19 protein-coding genes and 1 other annotated feature (1 of these 20 running past the window's edge) are annotated in these 19,619 nt (G+C 35.6%); all 19 genes read left to right on the forward strand.

Annotation, left to right across the window (positions count from 1 at the left end; translation table 11 throughout):
* Positions 1-11: 11 nt before the first annotated feature.
* Positions 12-1,949, forward strand: a complete 1,938-nt coding sequence (locus tag CIL05_RS08525) for a stage V sporulation protein D (protein WP_095655107.1) — start codon at positions 12-14, stop codon at positions 1,947-1,949.
* Between the two features lie 104 nt (positions 1,950-2,053).
* On the forward strand, positions 2,054-3,529 hold the full coding sequence (locus tag CIL05_RS08530; RefSeq protein WP_095655108.1) for a UDP-N-acetylmuramoyl-L-alanyl-D-glutamate--2,6-diaminopimelate ligase: 1,476 nt from the start codon (positions 2,054-2,056) through the stop codon (positions 3,527-3,529).
* Positions 3,530-3,531: 2 nt separating this feature from the next.
* Positions 3,532-4,899 (forward strand): UDP-N-acetylmuramoyl-tripeptide--D-alanyl-D-alanine ligase, encoded by a 1,368-nt coding sequence (locus CIL05_RS08535; RefSeq protein ID WP_095655109.1) that lies wholly within the window; start codon positions 3,532-3,534, stop codon positions 4,897-4,899.
* 35 nt (positions 4,900-4,934) lie between these two features.
* Positions 4,935-5,921, forward strand: coding sequence for a phospho-N-acetylmuramoyl-pentapeptide-transferase (mraY, locus tag CIL05_RS08540; protein ID WP_095655110.1), 987 nt, complete (start codon positions 4,935-4,937; stop codon positions 5,919-5,921).
* The gene (murD, locus tag CIL05_RS08545; RefSeq protein WP_095655111.1) at positions 5,918-7,267 is read left to right on the forward strand and encodes a UDP-N-acetylmuramoyl-L-alanine--D-glutamate ligase; all 1,350 of its coding nucleotides are present in this window, start codon (positions 5,918-5,920) and stop codon (positions 7,265-7,267) included. Before mraY ends, murD begins: the two co-directional genes overlap by 4 nt.
* Positions 7,268-7,466: 199 nt before the next feature.
* Entirely contained in the window at positions 7,467-8,579 is a 1,113-nt protein-coding gene (gene spoVE / locus CIL05_RS08550; RefSeq protein ID WP_095655112.1) for a stage V sporulation protein E, read from the forward strand.
* Between the two features lie 184 nt (positions 8,580-8,763).
* A complete protein-coding gene (locus tag CIL05_RS08555; protein WP_095655113.1) occupies positions 8,764-9,585 on the forward strand; it encodes a cell division protein FtsQ/DivIB in 822 nt (273 codons plus the stop codon).
* 318 nt (positions 9,586-9,903) lie between these two features.
* On the forward strand, positions 9,904-11,184 hold the full coding sequence (gene ftsA, locus CIL05_RS08560; RefSeq protein ID WP_095655114.1) for a cell division protein FtsA: 1,281 nt from the start codon (positions 9,904-9,906) through the stop codon (positions 11,182-11,184).
* A 117-nt stretch (positions 11,185-11,301) separates the two neighbouring features.
* Positions 11,302-12,465 (forward strand): cell division protein FtsZ, encoded by a 1,164-nt coding sequence (gene ftsZ / locus CIL05_RS08565; RefSeq protein ID WP_095655115.1) that lies wholly within the window; start codon positions 11,302-11,304, stop codon positions 12,463-12,465.
* A gap of 301 nt (positions 12,466-12,766) precedes the next feature.
* Positions 12,767-13,687 (forward strand): sigma-E processing peptidase SpoIIGA, encoded by a 921-nt coding sequence (gene spoIIGA / locus CIL05_RS08570; protein ID WP_095655116.1) that lies wholly within the window; start codon positions 12,767-12,769, stop codon positions 13,685-13,687.
* A gap of 32 nt (positions 13,688-13,719) precedes the next feature.
* Positions 13,720-14,424: an RNA polymerase sporulation sigma factor SigE gene (gene sigE, locus CIL05_RS08575; protein ID WP_276245340.1), complete on the forward strand. Its 705-nt coding sequence runs from the start codon at positions 13,720-13,722 to the stop codon at positions 14,422-14,424.
* 123 nt (positions 14,425-14,547) lie between these two features.
* Complete coding sequence (sigG, locus tag CIL05_RS08580) at positions 14,548-15,330, forward strand: RNA polymerase sporulation sigma factor SigG (protein ID WP_095655117.1); 783 nt, start codon at positions 14,548-14,550, stop codon at positions 15,328-15,330.
* 204 nt (positions 15,331-15,534) lie between these two features.
* Positions 15,535-15,816 (forward strand): YlmC/YmxH family sporulation protein, encoded by a 282-nt coding sequence (locus CIL05_RS08585; protein WP_095655118.1) that lies wholly within the window; start codon positions 15,535-15,537, stop codon positions 15,814-15,816.
* A 55-nt stretch (positions 15,817-15,871) separates the two neighbouring features.
* Positions 15,872-16,681 carry a peptidoglycan editing factor PgeF gene (pgeF, locus tag CIL05_RS08590; protein ID WP_095655119.1) on the forward strand — a complete coding sequence of 270 codons (810 nt, stop codon included), beginning with the start codon at positions 15,872-15,874 and terminating at the stop codon, positions 16,679-16,681.
* 26 nt (positions 16,682-16,707) lie between these two features.
* Positions 16,708-17,379 (forward strand): YggS family pyridoxal phosphate-dependent enzyme, encoded by a 672-nt coding sequence (locus tag CIL05_RS08595; RefSeq protein WP_206207768.1) that lies wholly within the window; start codon positions 16,708-16,710, stop codon positions 17,377-17,379.
* Positions 17,380-17,399: 20 nt separating this feature from the next.
* A complete protein-coding gene (locus tag CIL05_RS08600; RefSeq protein WP_095655120.1) occupies positions 17,400-17,834 on the forward strand; it encodes a cell division protein SepF in 435 nt (144 codons plus the stop codon).
* A 6-nt stretch (positions 17,835-17,840) separates the two neighbouring features.
* Positions 17,841-18,107: a YggT family protein gene (locus tag CIL05_RS08605; RefSeq protein WP_095655121.1), complete on the forward strand. Its 267-nt coding sequence runs from the start codon at positions 17,841-17,843 to the stop codon at positions 18,105-18,107.
* Positions 18,108-18,121: 14 nt separating this feature from the next.
* Positions 18,122-18,898, forward strand: a complete 777-nt coding sequence (locus CIL05_RS08610; protein WP_095655122.1) for a YlmH family RNA-binding protein — start codon at positions 18,122-18,124, stop codon at positions 18,896-18,898.
* A 98-nt stretch (positions 18,899-18,996) separates the two neighbouring features.
* Complete coding sequence (locus CIL05_RS08615) at positions 18,997-19,500, forward strand: DivIVA domain-containing protein (protein WP_095655123.1); 504 nt, start codon at positions 18,997-18,999, stop codon at positions 19,498-19,500.
* A gap of 59 nt (positions 19,501-19,559) precedes the next feature.
* Positions 19,560-19,619, forward strand: a binding site (T-box leader) (it continues 162 nt past the right edge of the window).

The following is a 19,619-nucleotide window of genomic DNA, read 5'->3' on the forward strand; positions in this document are numbered from 1 at the left end:
GGGGATGGATTATGAAACGCGTATCTACTGTAACTGTTAAAAAACGAATCGTCACTGTTTTTATTTTTGGCCTGCTAATCTTTGCAATCATTGATATAAGGTTGGGCTATGTGCAATTTGTTATTGGAGAAAAATTAATGGGACAAGCGAATGATTTGTGGACACGAGATATTGAATTTGAGCCGGAAAGAGGAAATATACTGGATACAAATGGGGAAATACTAGCTGAAAATGTGACTGCACCATCGATTGTAGTTGTTCCAAGACAAATAGAAAACCCGGAAGAAACTGCTGAAAAACTGGCATCAATTTTGGATGTATCTACTGATAAGGTATATGAAGATATAACAAAAGTAGCATCAAGTGTCAATATACGTCCAGAAGGCATTAAAATTTCTGAAAAACAGGAATCTGCGATAAGAACATTGAATATGGATGGAGTATACCTTGCAAAGGATTCTAAACGACATTATCCTAACGGTAAAAGTTTATCACATGTTTTGGGATTTGCTGGGATAGATAATCAGGGATTAATGGGTTTGGAGCTTTTCTATGATGAAAAGCTGAATGGGGAAAAGGGGAGCCTTTCCTTTTATTCTGATGCGAAGGGGAGAAGGTTGGATAGTCTTGCAGATGTGTATAGTCCTCCTGAGGATGGATTGAATTTAAAAGCATCAATTGACCTGAGAGTCCAAACCATATTGGAGCGGGAAATGGATCTTGCTGTATCAAAATATAATCCGGATGGGGCCCTGGCTATTGCAGTAAATCCTAAAACCGGCGGTATTCTTGGGATGACGACAAGACCAAATTTCAATCCTGAAAATTATCAGGAAGTTGATTCATCTATTTTTGATCGTAATTTACCAATTTGGAGTACATATGAACCTGGATCAACCTTTAAAATAATTACGTTGGCAGCGGCATTGGAAGAAAATGTGGTGGATTTGGAAAAGGATCATTTTCATGATGATGGAGATATTACTGTGGGTGGAACAGAATTGCACTGCTGGAAAAGTGGTGGTCATGGACATCAAACCTTCCTTGAAGTTGTCCAAAATTCTTGTAACCCCGGTTTTGTTGATTTAGGTTTGTCTATAGGAAAAGAAAAATTATATTCTTATATAGACGACTTTGGATTCGGTGAAAAAACCGGTATCGATTTACAGGGGGAAGGAACCGGAATTCTATTCAAACCTGAAAATGTTGGACCAGTTGAATTAGCAACAACCGCCTTTGGTCAGGGTGTGTCCGTAACGCCTATTCAACAGGTTATGGCTGTTGCGGCCACTGTAAATGGAGGGTATTTATACGAACCATTTATTGCAAAAGAATGGATTGATCCTAAAACAGAAAAAACGGTAGAAACAGTGGAACCAAATTTGAAAGAGAGAGTTATTTCTGAAGCAACTTCAGAGGAGGTTCGTGGTGCCCTGGAGAGTGTTGTAGCCAAAGGTACAGGTAGACCTGCCTATGTGGATGGTTACCGGGTCGGTGGAAAAACCGGAACAGCACAAAAGGTAGGTCCTGATGGAAGGTATATGCAGAATAATTACGTTGTATCTTTTATCGGTTTCGCCCCGGCTGATGATCCGGAAATCGTAGTATATGTCGCAGTTGATAATCCAAAAGATACACTTCAATTTGGTGGCGTTGTAGCTGCTCCAATCGTAGGAACGATTATTGGAGATAGTTTAAGAGCTCTTGGTGTAGAACCAAGTGAAGGTGGTTTGGATAAAGATTATTTGTGGCCGGAACAACCGAAAATAGAAGTTCCTGATTTGATTGGGCTATCAAAAGGAGATTTATCTGAATATATGACGAATCTATCAATTGAAACAAATGGAGCAGGAGATTACATTATTGATCAAGCTCCAAGCCCAGGAACTAAAGTGGAACAAGGATCTAAAATGCGTATCTATTTATCTGATGAAAAACATCGTGAATAGGGATGAAATTTGCTATAATAAGTGAGGTTAATCATAAGGGGGTGTAACTACCCTCTTAAAAAATGATTTGAAATAGAATAAATATGTAGGATAGGGTGTTGTTCATGAAATTAAGTGAATTATTTTCAGACATACCAAACTATCAAACTACAAATGCTATAGAAAACATTGAAATTGATGCAATTGAAATGGATTCACAAAAAGTTAAATCAGGATCACTCTTCGTTTGTATTTCGGGTTTCACAGTCGATGGGCATAATTATGTGGAACAGGCAATTACGAACGGAGCGGTTGCAATTGTCGCTGAGAAAAACATCAAAACTTCTGTACCAGTCGTGATCGTTTCAGATACTTCAAGGATTTTGGCAATGATTTCAGCTAAGTTTTATAATCATCCAACAGCTAAAATTCCTTTAATAGGAGTTACTGGAACAAATGGCAAAACAACTGTAACCTATTTACTGGAAACAATCTATAATGAATATCAAATGAAGACAGGTGTAATTGGAACAATCCAAATGAAGATAGATAAAAAGACATATCCTGTATCTAATACGACACCAGATGCATTAAGCTTGCAAAAGTCGTTTCATTTAATGCTTGAACAAGGTGTAGAACTGGCTATTATGGAGGTTTCTTCACATGCGCTTGATTTAGGAAGGGTATTTGGCTGTGACTTTGATATAGCTGTATTTACCAATCTTACACAGGATCATTTGGATTATCATAAGAATATTGATGATTATCTGCATGCAAAAAGTCTGTTGTTTGCTCAATTAGGGAATACCTATGATGACAGGGATCAAAAGTTTGCTATTATTAATGGAGATGATCCATCAAGTGATCTGATTAAAAGAAGTACCGCCCAGCATGTTATAACATATGCTTGTAAAAATGAGGCACAAATTATGGCTGCTGACATAACAATTAATGCCAATGGAACTTCTTTTAAATTAATAACACCGGATGAAAGCATCAAAATAAACAGCAAATTAATCGGGATGTTCAATGTGTATAATATGTTAGCGGCAAGTGCTGCAGCAATCGCAGGTAAAATACCGTTAAATTGCATTAAAAAAGCACTGGAAAGTATTAAAGGAGTCAGTGGACGTTTTGAATCAATCAGCCAGGATCAGTCATTCGCGGTTATCGTGGATTATGCCCATACACCTGATTCATTGAAAAATGTATTACAAACGATTAAAGAGTTTGCTAAGGGGAAGATTTATGTGATTGTAGGCTGTGGTGGAGACCGGGATCGATCAAAACGGCCTCTGATGGCAGCAATTGCATTAAGATATGCTGATCATGCACTCTTTACTTCTGATAATCCGAGAACAGAAAACCCTGAAAGTATTTTAGCTGATATGACAACAGGATTAGAGGATTTTAAAAATAAATATGAAGTAACTTCAGATCGCAAGAGAGCAATTTATCAAGCGATAAATCGTGCTAAAAAAGATGATATCATATTAATTGCCGGAAAAGGTCATGAGACATATCAACAGATTGGAAATATAAAGTATGACTTTGATGACAGATTAATTGCAAAAGAAGCGATCAAAGCTAAGGAGAAATGATGATGTTATTTACTACAAACTGGTTATCCCGCCTTTTCACTGAATTTAGTGGGTCTGCGGCAGAAGAAATAGTAATAGATGAAGTTATTACGGACAGCAGGGCGGAGTCAGCAAAATCGTTGTTTATACCGATAATTGGGGATAATTTTGATGGACACGACTATGTCAAACAAGCGATTAATAATGGAGCTGCAGCTGTATTATGGGATAAAGGAATAGAATTACCTGAATTTATGCCAACAGACTTTCCTGTGTTTTTTGTGGATGATACCATTGCAGCATTACAAAAAACAGCTTCCCATTACAGGGCTGAGATTAATCCAATTGTGATCGGAATTACAGGGTCGAATGGTAAAACTACAACAAAGGATTTAGTTGCAGCTGTGGTCCAGTCGACCTATCGCGCGCATTATACAGATGGTAACTTCAATAATCATATTGGGTTACCATTAACCATTTTATCAATGAAAAGAGATACAGAAGTATTAATACTGGAAATGGGTATGAGCGATTTTGGTGAGATTGATTTATTATCGAAAATAGCTAAGCCGGATTATGCAATTATTACAAATATCGGGGAATCACATATTGAATACCTTGGTTCCCGTAAAGGTATTTCCTCAGCTAAGTTAGAAATAATGAATAGCTTAAAAGATGATGGTTATGTCATAATAGATGGTGATGAAGACTTATTAAAACATATTCATAAACAAAAAAATGTTATTACATGTGGTTTTACTATTCATAATGATGTACTGATCAAAAATGTAGATATAAAATTGAATCATACTACTTTTGAACTGGCAGATGGCAGTGAATATTCAGTTCCATTACTGGGCAAGCATCATGCACTCAATGCTGCATATGCAATAACACTCGGTAAACAACTCGGAATCGATCAGGAAAAGTGCCAAAAAGCGTTACAGTCATTAAAATTGACTTCGATGCGTTTTGAGATGATAAAAGGTCCAAATGACGTCTCTATCATTAATGATGCATATAATGCCTCACCAACATCAATGAAGGCAGCAATTGAAGTTGTAAAGCAAATGGAAGGATTTACAGATAAAGTTCTTATACTGGGCGATGTTTTAGAGCTGGGAAAATATTCAGAGGAATTACACCGGTCTGTTGCAGAAGTAATAGATATACCAATTAATACAGTATTAACCTATGGTAAAGATGCCGAGAATATTTCAACGGCTGTAAAAAAGAATAAATCATACATTCATTGTAATCACTTCACATCAAAAGAAGAACTGATCGATGCATTGCAAGACCATTTAAACAAAGATTCATTGTTATTATTTAAGGCTTCAAGGGGACTCAAATTTGAATTATTAATCGAGGAAATAATTCATACATCATAATTTGATGGACGGTTACCGGACAAGGAGGAAAACAAGTGAATATCTCTATATTATTATTGACAATAGCAATAGCATTTTTGATTACCGTCCTTTTATCTCCAATTTTTATTCCATTTTTAAGACGTTTAAAGTTTGGACAAAGTATTAGGGAAGAAGGACCGGAGTCACATTTAAAAAAGACTGGTACACCTACAATGGGCGGTCTGATGATTGTATTCAGTATTATAATTACTTCGTTAATTATGGTTGGCAAGACAGGATCAGATGGTATTGGTTATGAACTATGGTTATTACTTTTAGTGTTGGTTGGATACGGATTTTTAGGCTTTCTTGACGATTTTATAAAAGTGGCAATGAAACGAAATCTGGGTTTAACTTCCAAACAAAAAATGCTTGGTCAAATTGTGATAGCTCTTATATTTTATTTTATTTTACGTAGTCAGGACTTTCCGACATACATTCAAATACCTGGAACTGGTATTCAATGGGAACTTGGATGGGGTTATGCACTTCTAATCATATTTATGCTTGTTGGTGCATCCAATGCAGTAAATTTAACAGATGGATTGGATGGGTTATTGGCAGGAACAGCAGCAATTGCCTTTGGTGCTTTCGGCATATTGGCATGGTATGGCTTTCCTCAAAATGAAGTGACGCTTTTTACATTGGCTGCAGTTGGTGCATTGCTGGGCTTTTTGGTGTTTAACGCACATCCTGCAAAGGTATTTATGGGCGATACCGGTTCATTGGCCCTTGGTGGTGCAATTGCTGCCGTAGCTATTTTAACAAAGCTGGAAATTATTCTGGTGATCGTTGGAGGGGTATTTGTAATCGAAACACTCTCTGTAATTATCCAGGTTATTTCTTTCAAAACAACAGGTAAAAGGGTATTTAAAATGAGTCCATTACATCACCATTATGAATTACTTGGATGGTCTGAATGGCGGGTAGTTACGACCTTTTGGCTGATTGGACTTATTTTTGCCGCACTTGGCATTTATATCGAGGTGGGCTTAAGTTGAATAAACTAATGGATTTCCCTTATACTCATATACTCGTGCTTGGGCTTGCAAAGAGCGGAACAGCTGCTGCTCATTTATTATTGGCTAATGAAAAAAAAGTACGTGTTAATGACATGAAAACAAAGGAAAATGATGCTATCGTTACAGAATTAAAAATGATGGGGGCAGAGGTAATTGTAGGCTCCCATCCTGTTTCTGTTTTGGAGGATATTGAAATTATTGTAAAAAATCCCGGAATTCCCTATGATAATTCAATACTTACAGAAGCAGTAAGAAGGGATATTCCGATTATTACCGAGATCGAACTTGCAGGACAACTCGTGGAAGGCTCTATTATTGGAATTACCGGATCAAATGGAAAAACAACGACAACAACACTTACAACAGAGATACTCCGTGAAAGTAAGCATCCGGTTAAAGTTGCAGGTAATATTGGGTTGGTGGCAACAGAGGTAGCGCAGACATTAGCCGAGAATGAAAGTTTGGTATTGGAGTTGTCTTCTTTCCAACTGCTGGGAATTGAAAAATTCAAACCTAAAATCGCAGTATTGCTTAATATATTCGAAGCACATTTGGATTATCATAAAACAATGGAAAACTATAAAGAAGCAAAGTTTAATCTATTTAAAAATCAAACAGAAGATGACTATCTGATCTATAATGCAGATGATTTACAAATAGTGGAAGCAGTTAAACAAGCAAGTTCAAAAAAAATTCCGTTTTCAATTAATAAGCGATTGGAAAAGGGGATATGGGCAAACGATGAAAGTATTTTCTTTAAGGATGAAAAGATTATTGACCGAAAAGATATTGTTTTAGTTGGTGCACACAACCTGGAAAATATCCTTGCATCCATTGCCGCAGCCAAATTATGTGGTGCTAACAATGATGGTATCTACAAAGTTTTAACTACTTTTACGGGTGTGAAGCACCGGTTGCAATTTGTTGATAATATCAATGATCGCCTGTTTTACAATGATTCCAAGGCTACCAACGTACTTGCAACACAGAAAGCTTTGTCATCATTCGAGCAAGAAACTATTCTATTAGCAGGTGGTCTTGATCGGGGAAATGAATTTGGGGATTTACTGCCATTTTTACAACATGTTAAAGCAATGATTACTTTTGGGGAAACGAAAGAGAAATTGAAGAAAATTGCAGAAGAAGCAAATATCGAAACAATTATTTTAACGAAGGATATTGAAGATGCGGTTAGGAAGGCTTATTCTGTTTCAGCTGCCAATGATGTGATTTTATTATCTCCAGCATGTGCAAGCTGGGATCAATATCGCACTTTTGAAGAAAGAGGTGACATGTTTATCAAGGCCGTGCATAAACTATTGTAGGGGCTTGTCTTAAACAGTTTACTACCTATATTAAAGGTTACGTCCTATTTAAAATAAGTAATGAATAGAACGCCCCTGTTCCTAAAGACTTGGCAGATAAGAAAGTATAAAATGCTTCCTTACTGCATAAGCGCAACTAAGTCTGTCACCTAAGGGATTGGTGACAACCAAGTTTTCTAAAAGGAAATGGGGTGTTTTTTTGTTTCGAAAATTAATAAAGGGGAAAAGTAGACCGGATTATCTGCTATTGGGTGTGATCATCAGTCTGCTTATAATCGGGATTATAATGGTTTATAGTTCGTCCTATGTCCAGGCAGATTATAAATACGCTGATTCACTTTATTATTTAAAAAGACAATTACTTTTTGCAGGCGTCGGAGTTGCAGCAATGTTTTTCGTGATGCGAATTCCTTATAGTATATGGAAAAAGTATGCGAAATTAATTTTGTTTAGTTGTTTTATTCTATTGTTTCTTGTCCTGATCCCGGGAATTGGCATGGTGCGAGGGGGAGCCCAGAGCTGGATAGGTGTAGGTGCTTTTAGTATTCAGCCATCTGAATTTATGAAGCTTGGTTTAATTATTTTCCTGGCAGCATACCTGGCTACAAATCAAAAGTATATTACCTCCTTTAAAAAAGGGTTTTTCCCATCGATTATTTTAATTTTTACAGCATTTGGATTAATTATGCTGCAGCCTGATTTAGGTACCGGAATGGTGCTTGTCTTAACTTGTATGGTTATGGTGTTCGTTGCTGGGGCAAGATTGACCCATTTTTTTGGTCTGGCTGCACTTGGACTGGCTGGTTTTGTGTTTCTTATTATTTCTGCACCGTATCGTATAAGTCGGATAACAGCTTTTTTAAATCCATGGGAAGATCCTTTAGGTGATGGGTTTCAAATTATTCAATCTTTATATGCAATCGGACCTGGTGGATTAATGGGACTTGGTCTGGGAGAAAGTTTGCAAAAATATTTTTATTTACCGGAACCGCAAACAGATTTTATCTTTGCTATTTTAGGTGAAGAGCTTGGTTTTATTGGTGGTAGTATTGTAATTGGATTGTTTTTCTTATTATTTTGGCGCGGCATAAAGATTTCCCTGGGAGCTCCTGACCAATTTGGAAGATTTTTAGCACTTGGGATCGTATCTATGCTGGCTGTTCAAGTAATGATAAATATTAGTGTTGTAATAGGTTTAATTCCCGTGACAGGAATTACATTACCATTTTTGAGCTATGGTGGTTCCTCTTTAACATTAGCCTTATGTTCAGTTGGGGTTTTGCTAAATATTAGCATTTATTCTAAAATATAGCACAATTTTTGTGCTATATTTTTAATGGAAAATATTAATAGGGTATTTATATCAAAAATCTGATAAACTATGCAATGTACACTACATTTTTAGGTGTATTATGTGATATAATTCATTTAACATGAATAATGGTATTTTTATTGCCGATACATTCTGTTAATTTGTAATAAAGGAAGAAATGGAGATGAACAAAAAGAAGATTGTTTCGATTGAGGATCGTATTCCAAAATTGAAGCAGGCACGTAAAAAAAAGGCAAATCGTCGTTTAATATTTTACCTTTCTATTTTTTTCTTTTTAATATCTATCATTGTCTATCTGCAATCACCTCTAAGTCATGTAAAAACAATCTCTGTTAAAGGAAACTCATACTTTGCAGATGAAGAGATTATTAAGCGGAGTGAAATTACAACAAAATCAAATATTTGGACCATTAATGGGGACCAGATTGAAAATGAAATCAGTAAAAACCAAATAGTGGAATCAGTAAAGGTTAACCGGAAATTGCCATGGACAATTGAAATAAAAGTTAAAGAGTATGAACGAGTGGGATATATTGAAAAAGATAGTACATTTTATCCCATCCTTGGAAATGGTACGGTAATGGAAACGGTAGGACAACAAACATTTAATGGGGATGCTCCACTGATCGCAGAATTTACAGAAGAAGCTTATTTACATAAGATGACCAGTGAGCTTCAAAAATTACCAGTGGATATATTGAATTTAATTTCCGAGATTTATTGGAAACCAACAGAAGAAAATGAAAGTAAAATCCTGCTTTATATGAGTGATGGCTATATGGTTGATAGTACAATAAGGAATTTTGCAGAGAAAATGCAAGTATATCCATCAATAGTTTCCCAGCTGGACAAGGGTAGTGAAGGGATTATTCATATTGGTGTTGGAGCTTATTTCGAATCCTTCGTCAGTCAATCTGAAAGTGAAGGTGAAGAGATTGAAGAGGAGTCTGTTGTTGAATCGGAAACAGAGTCAGATTCTGAGTAAAATGAATCCACATATTTATGGGAAAAAGTCATATATTTATAGTTTTTTACGAACCATATAGTAGCACAGTATGTAATTAAATAGTTTTTTTTCGGAAAAATAAAGGGTATCTATTATTTTTGTGGAATAACATATATATATATTTTCTTTTTTATATAAATTCCTTTAAAATATAAGATTATACCATAGAGCTTGTTCAAAAAGGGTATGTCATTATTACCGGACTTTTTGAACATCCACTTATAACATTAGAAATAGTAAATGGGAGATAATGTCTAATAAGTTATTAGACACTTCCGTATGAGGAGGTGCCTTTCTTTGAATAACAGTGAAGTACTGGTAAGTCTTGATATTGGTACAACAAAAATCAAAGTAATTATTGGAGAAGTATTAAATGATTCACTAAACATAATTGGAGTCGGCACTGCAAAATCCAATGGTATGAAAAAGGGTGCTATTGTAGATATCGATCAGACCGTACAATCTATTAGAAATGCAGTTGAACAGGCTGAGCGAATGGTAGGTATGCAGATTGAAAGTGTTGTGGTGGGGATAAATGGCAGCCACATTCAACTGCAGCCTTGTCACGGTGTTGTAGCAGTACAGAGTGAGAATCGTGAAATTGGAGAAGAGGACATTGCAAGGGTTATTGATGGTGCTCAAGTTGTTTCTGTCCCTCCTGAGCGTGAAATTGTTGATGTTATACCGAAGCAATTCATCGTAGACGGATTGGATGAAATAATTGATCCGAGAGGCATGATTGGTGTGCGCCTGGAAATGGAAGGAACAATTATCACATGTTCAAAAACAGTTTTACATAATATTTTAAAATGTGTGGAACGTGCGAACCTTCAGGTCACCGATATATGTCTGCAGCCTTTAGCAGCCGGGTCTATTGCTCTATCAAAAGATGAAAAGAATATAGGGGTAGCTCTTATTGATGTAGGTGGTGGATGTTCAACCGTTTCCATCTTTGAAAATGATCATCTGGCTTCAACTAGTGTTGTTACTCTTGGCGGAGATAATATTACAAAGGATTTATCTATCGGACTTAGAACTTCAACGGAAGAAGCGGAAGACATTAAATTGAATTATGGCCATGCTTTTTACGATGATGCCCAGGAAGACGAAACTTTTGAGGTGTCGATAATAGGAAGTAATACGAAACAAACCTATAATCAGCTCCAAATATCTGATATGATTGAAGCTAGAATGGAAGAAATCTATGCTTTTGCAGAAAGAGAAATAAGACGAATGGGTTACCAGGAATTACCTGGAGGTTATGTATTAACAGGTGGAACTATGGCGTTGCCCGGTGTTTCAGAGCTGGCTGCAGATTTATTTCAATCAAATGTCCGAATCGCTATTCCTGATTACATAGGTGTAAGAGAATCTCAGTTTACTGCTGGAGTAGGAATCTTGCAATTTGCCTACCGCAATGCGAAAATCCAAGGGAAAGAATTATTTCCTTCTGTTATTGCTAGTTCGCAGGAACAGAAACCTAAACGAAATCAAAAACAAGCAAAATCAAATGAAAACAAAGAAAAAAAGAAAAAGGACTCTGGATTTGCTAATTTGTTTAAATATTTCTTTGATTAAACAAGTCTTCCTATGAAATGTGATGTCAAAATGAAATAGTATTTAACTTTTTGAACAGTCACTTATAAATTAGCTTCTGGAAACTCATGTAATTTTGCATATTAGGAGGAACGAAATATGTTAGAGTTTGATACAAATATGGAGGAACTGGCAACAATTAAAGTAATTGGTGTAGGTGGCGGCGGTAATAACGCTGTAAATCGAATGATTGAACATGGTGTTGAAGGTGTCGAATTCATCGCAGTAAATACAGATGCACAAGCATTGAATTTATCAAAAGCAGAAGTGAAAATACAGATTGGCGGTAAGCTTACAAGAGGATTAGGCGCAGGTGCTAATCCGGAAGTAGGCAAAAAAGCTGCTGAAGAAAGTAAAGATCAGCTCCAGGAAGTATTGCAGGGAGCAGATATGATATTTGTTACAGCTGGAATGGGTGGAGGAACCGGTACTGGTGCAGCCCCTGTGATTGCCCAAATTGCGAAGGATTTAGGAGCATTAACAGTAGGTGTTGTTACGAGACCATTCTCTTTTGAGGGGAGAAGACGTTCTACACAAGCTATTTCAGGCATTGATGCACTAAAAAGTAGTGTTGATACATTAATTGTTATTCCTAATGATCGCCTGCTTGAAATTGTAGATAAAAATACACCGATGCTTGAAGCTTTCCGTGAAGCAGATAATGTACTACGTCAAGGTGTTCAAGGTATATCTGATTTAATCGCTAAACCAGGTTTGATTAATGTGGACTTTGCAGACGTAAAAACAATCATGACTGACAAAGGGTCTGCATTAATGGGAATCGGTATCGCAACAGGGGAAACCCGTGCCAGTGAGGCTGCGAAAAAAGCAATTTCATCTCCATTACTGGAAACTTCTATAGATGGAGCTCATGGTATATTAATGAATATAACCGGCGGGGCAAACCTAAGCTTGTATGAAGTTCAAGAAGCAGCTGATTTGGTAACATCTGCAGCTGATAGTGAAGTAAATGTTATCTTTGGTTCTGTTATAAACGAAAATCTAAATGATGAGATCATTGTTACGGTTATCGCAACAGGCTTTGATGAAACTGTGAAAAGAGAAGAAAAACAGCCAAAGCAGCAACGTCCATCTTTAATTAATCATAATCAACATGCTGCAACAAGAGCAACAGATGATGTATCAAGAGATAGAGAAAGAGAAAGAGAACCGATACAACAGCATCAACAGCGCCCGAAACAGGAAGAAGATACATTGGATATTCCTACATTCCTGAGAAATCGCAACCGCAACCGTCGCTAAAGTATTTAATAATTTTATATAACAATGTCTATAAGCAAACAGGTGTCGAAAGCGATGCCTGTTTGCTTTTTTTCATGGTTAATTTATGAGGATAAATACATTTAATAAGAAACCGTTTAAGGACAACGATGAAATCAATTTTTTCACCGACAAACTCCCCGATAACTAGTTAAAATTAGCCCCTCTATACATACAAGAAGTGACAGACTTTGCTCAAGCCATTCGATATACTTTTAGGAAACCTATTAAATATGATGCCTATTTTATTGATATGGCGGTTTTTTTAGAAAGGAAGAGTAAGTTGACCATTTATCTTGATGCTGTCTGGACATTGAATTTTTTCCTGGATATGATGCTTTTAATGCTTACACAAGCTCTGGCAAGGGACAGTACAAGAAAAATCCGAATTGTTTTTGGTGCTTTTATCGCATCACTGCTTGTTCCTATTTCTATTTATTTCCCTGATTCATTTGCGACTAGTGTAGTCGGAAAATTTATTTACTCGGTCATTATAATAGTTTGCGCATTTGGTTTCATGAATATATACCGAATGATGAAATTACTCTTATTATTTTATTTCACAACATTTGCAATTGGGGGTGGACTAATAGCAATACATTTTCTATTTCAAAATCCGATTGGTCTATCTGCAAATGGTTTACTCACATTTAACAGTGGTTACGGTGACCCTATCAGCTGGATTTTCCTTTGTATTGGCTTTCCGTTAGTATGGATTTTCACAAAAGCCCGTATGGACAGGCATGCAGCCGAGAAGATTCGTTATGATCAGCAATACCCGGTTACTATTCAATTAAAAAATAAAAGCTATTCAACTACTGGCTATATTGATAGTGGTAATCAATTGGTAGATCCTCTAACAAAGAAACCTGTCATTATTTGTGACGAATCATTTTTAAAGCAGTGGTTTTCCGAAAATGAGTGGAAGCAATTAAAGGATGCAAATGATCATCTTGATTTTGACAACCTCCCAAGAGGCTGGGAAAAATATATTCATATTGTGCCATACCAGGGTGTGCAGGGAAGTGGAATGTTTTTAATTGGAATTAAGCCAGATAAACTAGTCGTTCACTATGATGAGCAAAAAATAGTTACAAATAAAATATTGATCGGCATCCAGTTTGCTGAATTAACAAAAGATCAAAGCTATCATTGTTTGCTTCAACCACAAATATTAAAATTAGCAGCTGTTTATTCTGCATAAAGGAGAGATAATTGTTGGTAAAATCATGGAAACTGTCTTTTCGATTAAAGTGGTATAAAGTTTTAATGAAATTAGGAATTAAATCGGATGAAATATACTATATTGGGGGAAAAGAAGCACTACCGCCACCACTGTCCAAACAGGAAGAACAGGAATTATTAATATTATTGCCAAAAGGAGACAAAGCAGCACGTGCTGTATTGATTGAACGAAATTTGCGTTTAGTCGTGTATATTGCACGTAAATTTGAAAACACAGGTATTAATATTGAGGATTTAATAAGTATTGGTACAATTGGTCTCATTAAGGGTGTAAATACATTTAAGCCTGAAAAGAAGATAAAGCTGGCTACATATGCTTCGAGGTGTATTGAAAATGAAATATTAATGTATTTACGCAGAAATAATAAATTAAAATCTGAAATATCTTTTGATGAACCACTAAACATTGATTGGGATGGAAATGAATTGCTATTATCAGATGTATTGGGTACTGAAGTGGATATCATAACAAAAAATCTAGAATCAAATGTTGACAAAAGTTTATTGAAAAATGCTCTTTCTCAATTAACTGATCGCGAAAAACAAATTATGGAATTGCGCTTTGGATTGATAGGGGAAGAGGAAAAAACACAAAAGGATGTAGCTGATATGTTAGGTATTTCCCAATCTTATATTTCACGATTGGAAAAAAAGATTATTAGACGATTAAAAAAAGAATTTAATAAAATGGTTTAGCCTTGATGTATGAAGAATTGGTGTGATTTAGTGATTTTTCAGACCGGATAAGCTTGCATAAAAATCCTTCCATGCGGAGATACTGTCCATGAACAGCATCGCCAACTGGGAGGGTTGAACAAAATGACTAGACATAAAGTTGTAATATGTGGTGTTGATACATCGAAGCTACCTGTTTTAAAGAATGATGAAATGAAAAAACTTTTTATAAAAATGCAGCAGGATGATGATTTATCTGCACGAGAAGAGCTTGTAAATGGAAATTTACGGCTTGTTTTAAGCGTGATTCAACGTTTTAATAATCGTGGTGAATATGTAGATGATCTATTCCAGGTAGGTTGCATCGGTTTAATGAAATCTATTGACAATTTTGATTTAGCACATAATGTTAGATTTTCCACATATGCTGTTCCAATGATTATCGGTGAAATTAGACGATACTTAAGGGATAATAATCCGATTAGAGTGTCAAGATCTTTAAGGGATATTGCTTATAAAGCATTACAAGTAAGGGAAAAGCTCATTAATAAAACATCTAAAGAACCAACAGCAATGGAGATTTCTGAAGAGATGGGGATTCCACATTCAGACATTGTATTTGCACTTGATGCAATTCAGGATCCTGTATCATTATTCGAACCAATTTATAATGATGGTGGAGATCCAATTTATGTATTGGATCAAATCAGTGATGAAAAAGATAAGGATTCAACCTGGCTTGATAAACTTTCATTAAAGGAAGGAATGTATAAACTTAACGAAAGAGAAAAGATGATATTAAATAAACGATTTTTTCAGGGGAAAACTCAAATGGAAGTGGCAGATGAAATAGGTATCTCCCAAGCCCAGGTTTCCCGTCTTGAAAAAGCCGCCATCAGTCAAATGAACAAGCAGATGTTTGAATAAAGCTGAGGCGACTGTTCAGAAGCTAAACAAGTATAACGAGTTTGCTTGGAAATGGAGGGGACAGCAAAGTACTACGTAAAAGAACATCAATTATAAAACAAAAGGAAAAGGTTTTTCGTCAACCGATTCCTTTTGTTTTTTTGTTTTATATGAAAATATCCGAGGGGCCATGCATATAGTTAAAGTAAGGTGGGGGTGAGTATAATGATAAAGCTTTCAGAACTGCAGGTAAAAGAAGTAATAATTATTGATGATGGCAGGCGTTTGGGACATATTTCCGATTTGGAAATTGATACTGACAATGGAAGGATTATTGCAATTGTAATTATTTTAAAGGAAAAGACTGGTGGTTTTTTTGGTAAGCCTGATGAGTTGATTATTCATTGGGACCAAATTGTAAGAATAGGATCTGATGTAATCCTTGTAAATGAGGTTAAAAAACCAAAATTATATTCAGAAGCATTTTCTAATGACAAAAATTTATAATAAAATCAAAAATATGATAAAATGGTACAGATATACTTTCAGGGGGGTACCTTTAATGAATGAACCATTTATACAATGTAATGAAAACTATTTACATATAGAAAAATGGCAGAAAACCAATCCTAAACTGATAGCTGGATTTACGACGAGAAATGGGGGTGTAAGTACACCTCCATTTCACACATTAAATACTGGATTACATGTACATGATGAACATAAGGATGTCATTACGAACCGAAGAAAGTTGTCGGAAAGCTTGAATATTCCACTGAGCAGCTGGGTATCCGGTGAGCAGGTGCATCATACAAATGTTAAGCAAATCAATAGCAATGATAAGGGAAAGGGAGCTATTACATATCAAAGCTCAATTAAGGGAATAGATGGTTTAATTACGAATGAAAAAGGAATTCTATGTACTGCCTTTTTTGCTGATTGTATACCATTATACTTTTTTGATCCTAAAACAGGGTATATTGGTATTGCACACGCCGGGTGGAAGGGTACTGTCAGCAGAATAGCTGAAAAAATGGTTCAAGAGCTGCAAAAGACAGGTGTTAATAAGGATGATTTGTTTGTTGCTATTGGACCAGGCATTTCACAGCAGTTTTATGAGGTTGGTGAAAATGTCATCAAACATATTGATATGAAAGACAGAGAAAAAACTGTAATCCAACAAGCGAATAATCGGTATTTATTAGATTTAAAGCAATTAAATGTAGAAATCCTTTTACAATCTGGTGTATTACGTCATAATATAGATATAACAAATTATTGCACATTTAATGATAAAGATTTATTTTTTTCACACCGAAGAGATAATGGGAAAACGGGAAGGATGTTAGGATTCCTTGGGTTTTCAATATAATTATATTGGGAGGAATAATGGTTATAATGGATGTAGCAGAAAATCTTGAACAAATTAAATTTAATATTGGACAAGCTTGTGAGAAAAGCAATCGAAATCCGGATGAAATTACATTAATTGGTGTTACGAAATATGTTACAATAGAACGAACAGAAGAAACGATTAATGCCGGGATTAAGAACCTTGGCGAAAATCGCCTCGAAGGTTTTCTGGAAAAGTTTAACCATTTTGGGAATAAGGTAAACTGGCATTTTATTGGAACATTACAAACACGAAAAGTAAAAGACGTTATTCATAATATCGATGCACTTCATTCATTGGATCGAATATCACTTGCTAAAGAAGTTGATAAACGTGCTGAATCAAATGTTGACTGTTTTGTACAGGTCAATGTGAGTGGTGAGGAATCCAAGCATGGGCTAGAGCCTGATAAAGTAATTCCTTTCATAGAAGAGGTAGCAAAATATGAAAAAATCAATATCGTCGGTTTAATGACAATGGCACCACATATAGAGGATAAAAACCACTTAAGAAATGTCTTTGGAAAATTGGCTGATTTGAAAGATACCATCCAACAGAAAAAGCTACCACATGCTCCTTGTGAATACTTATCCATGGGTATGAGCAATGATTATGAAATTGCAATTGAAGAGGGAGCAACACATATTCGATTAGGTTCACATTTAGTTGGATCATAATATTATCGAGGAGTGAAGAAATGAGTTTTAAAAATAAGATTAAAAATTATTTTACGATGGATGATGAGTATGAATATGAGTATGTTGAAGAAGAAGAAGTGGCAGCCGGCAGCAAAATAGATTCGGAACAGAAGAATAAAAATGTAGTTAATTTAACAAGTATGCAACAACCAACATCTAAAGTTGTTCTTTGTGAGCCAAGAACTTATAGTGAAGCACAGGAAATCGCAGATAATGTTGTAAACAGAAGAGCTGTCGTTATTAATTTACAACGGGTAGACAATCATCAAGCAAAAAGAATTGTTGATTTCCTTAGTGGTACTGTTTATGCCGTTAATGGTGATATTCAAAAACTGGGGGCTGAAACATTTCTTTGTACTCCTGATAATGTTGATGTTTCCGGAACAATATCCGAAGCATTTATTGAGGAAGATGAATTTGAAAAAGGATGGTAATCAATAATGGATCTATTACATGTAGTACTGTACTATGCCTTGGTAATATATAGTTATGCGATAATTGTATATATTTTTATGTCATGGTTTCCGGGAGCAAGAGAATCATCATTTGGTCAATTTTTAGCTAAAATTTGTGAGCCTTACTTAGAGCAATTTCGCAAGTTTATTCCGCCACTTGGAATGATCGATCTGTCACCAATTGTTGGGATTTTTGTTTTGATTTTAGCAAGATCCGGATTAAATGAATTGTTTAAAATGCTGCCATTTTAAAGGAATGAGAAAAGATGGATATTTATCAACATTTTAGAAAAGAAGAACAACCGTTTATCGATCAGGTTCTATCCTGGAAAGAACAGGTCGAACAAAATTTTCAGTATAAGCTGTCTGACTTTCTTGATCCGAGAGAACAGCAGATCATAGAGATGCTGATTGGAACAGCTAATGAAGAATTAAAACTATATGCAAATGGTGGGGGAGACCATGCTGAAAGAAGCCGTATGGTTATTGCACCCTTCTATGAAGAGGTGACAGAGGAGACTCATCAGCTCACATTGCTTCAGGCAACCTATCAGGATAAATTTATAACATTGGAACATCCGGACGTGATGGGGGCGTTTTTATCCCTAGGTATAAAACGTAAAAAACTTGGAGATATTTTCGTGGGTGATGGACTAATCCAAATCATATTGGCTGATGAAATAGCCCCATATGTAAAAACAAATCTAACTTCTATAAAAAGAGCAACTATCAGACTTGAGGAAAAGCCGCTTTTAGCCAAAATAAAAAGTACAGAAAACTGGGTGGAAGTCGACAAGACAATATCCTCACTTAGGTTAGATACAGTGTTAAAGGAAATATACAATATCTCCAGAAAAGAAGCAGCTGAATATATTAGCAAATTACTTGTGAAAGTAAATTATAAGGTAATTGATGATGGGAAATTTATACTTCAGGAAAAGGATTTACTATCGGTACGAGGAAAAGGCAGAAGTAAATTGGTTAAAATAAATGGCCGAACGAAAAAAGAGAACTGGAAGATAACTACCGCAATTTTAAAATAAAATTTTATAGAATTGCAGGAATAACCAGATTTTTGTCGAATATAATCGTCATCATGTAATTTTATTTTTCTTATACTATCCTTGAGGAGGTGGCCAATGTGCCATTAACACCGTTAGATATTCATAACAAAGAGTTTACCCGGAGTTTTCGCGGGTATGATGAAGATCAGGTAAATGAGTTTTTGGATCAGGTCATTAAAGACTATGAAATAGCAATTAGAGAAACAAAGGAATTAAAGGAAAAGGTTAATCAGCTGGATGAAAAACTGGGTCATTTTACCAATATTGAAGAAACCTTAAATAAATCAATCCTGGTTGCTCAGGAAACTGCTGAAGAAGTAAAAGGTAACGCAACAAAGGAATCCAAATTGATTATTAAAGAAGCAGAAAAAAATGCAGATCGGATTATTAATGAAGCGTTGAGTAAATCACGGCGGATTTCCATGGATGTTGAAGAATTAAAGAAACAAGCAAAAGTATTTCGAACCCGTCTAAAAATGCTTGTTGAAGCACAGCTGGATATGATTGGCACAGATGATTGGGAAGATTTATTCAATGAAGAGCTGGGCGAAGAGCTTGAGTTAATCGATAATAAATCTTAGATCTTGACGTGATCACCAAAATTACATATAATTCATACACATACTTTTAAATATAAGTAATAAATACGTTGACAGAGACAGTATAAAAACATTTAACTGATTAGCGAGTCGGTGGATGG

This window comes from Virgibacillus profundi, from assembly GCF_002287375.1.
Taxonomy (GTDB): Bacteria; Bacillota; Bacilli; order Bacillales; family Amphibacillaceae; genus Virgibacillus_K; species Virgibacillus_K profundi.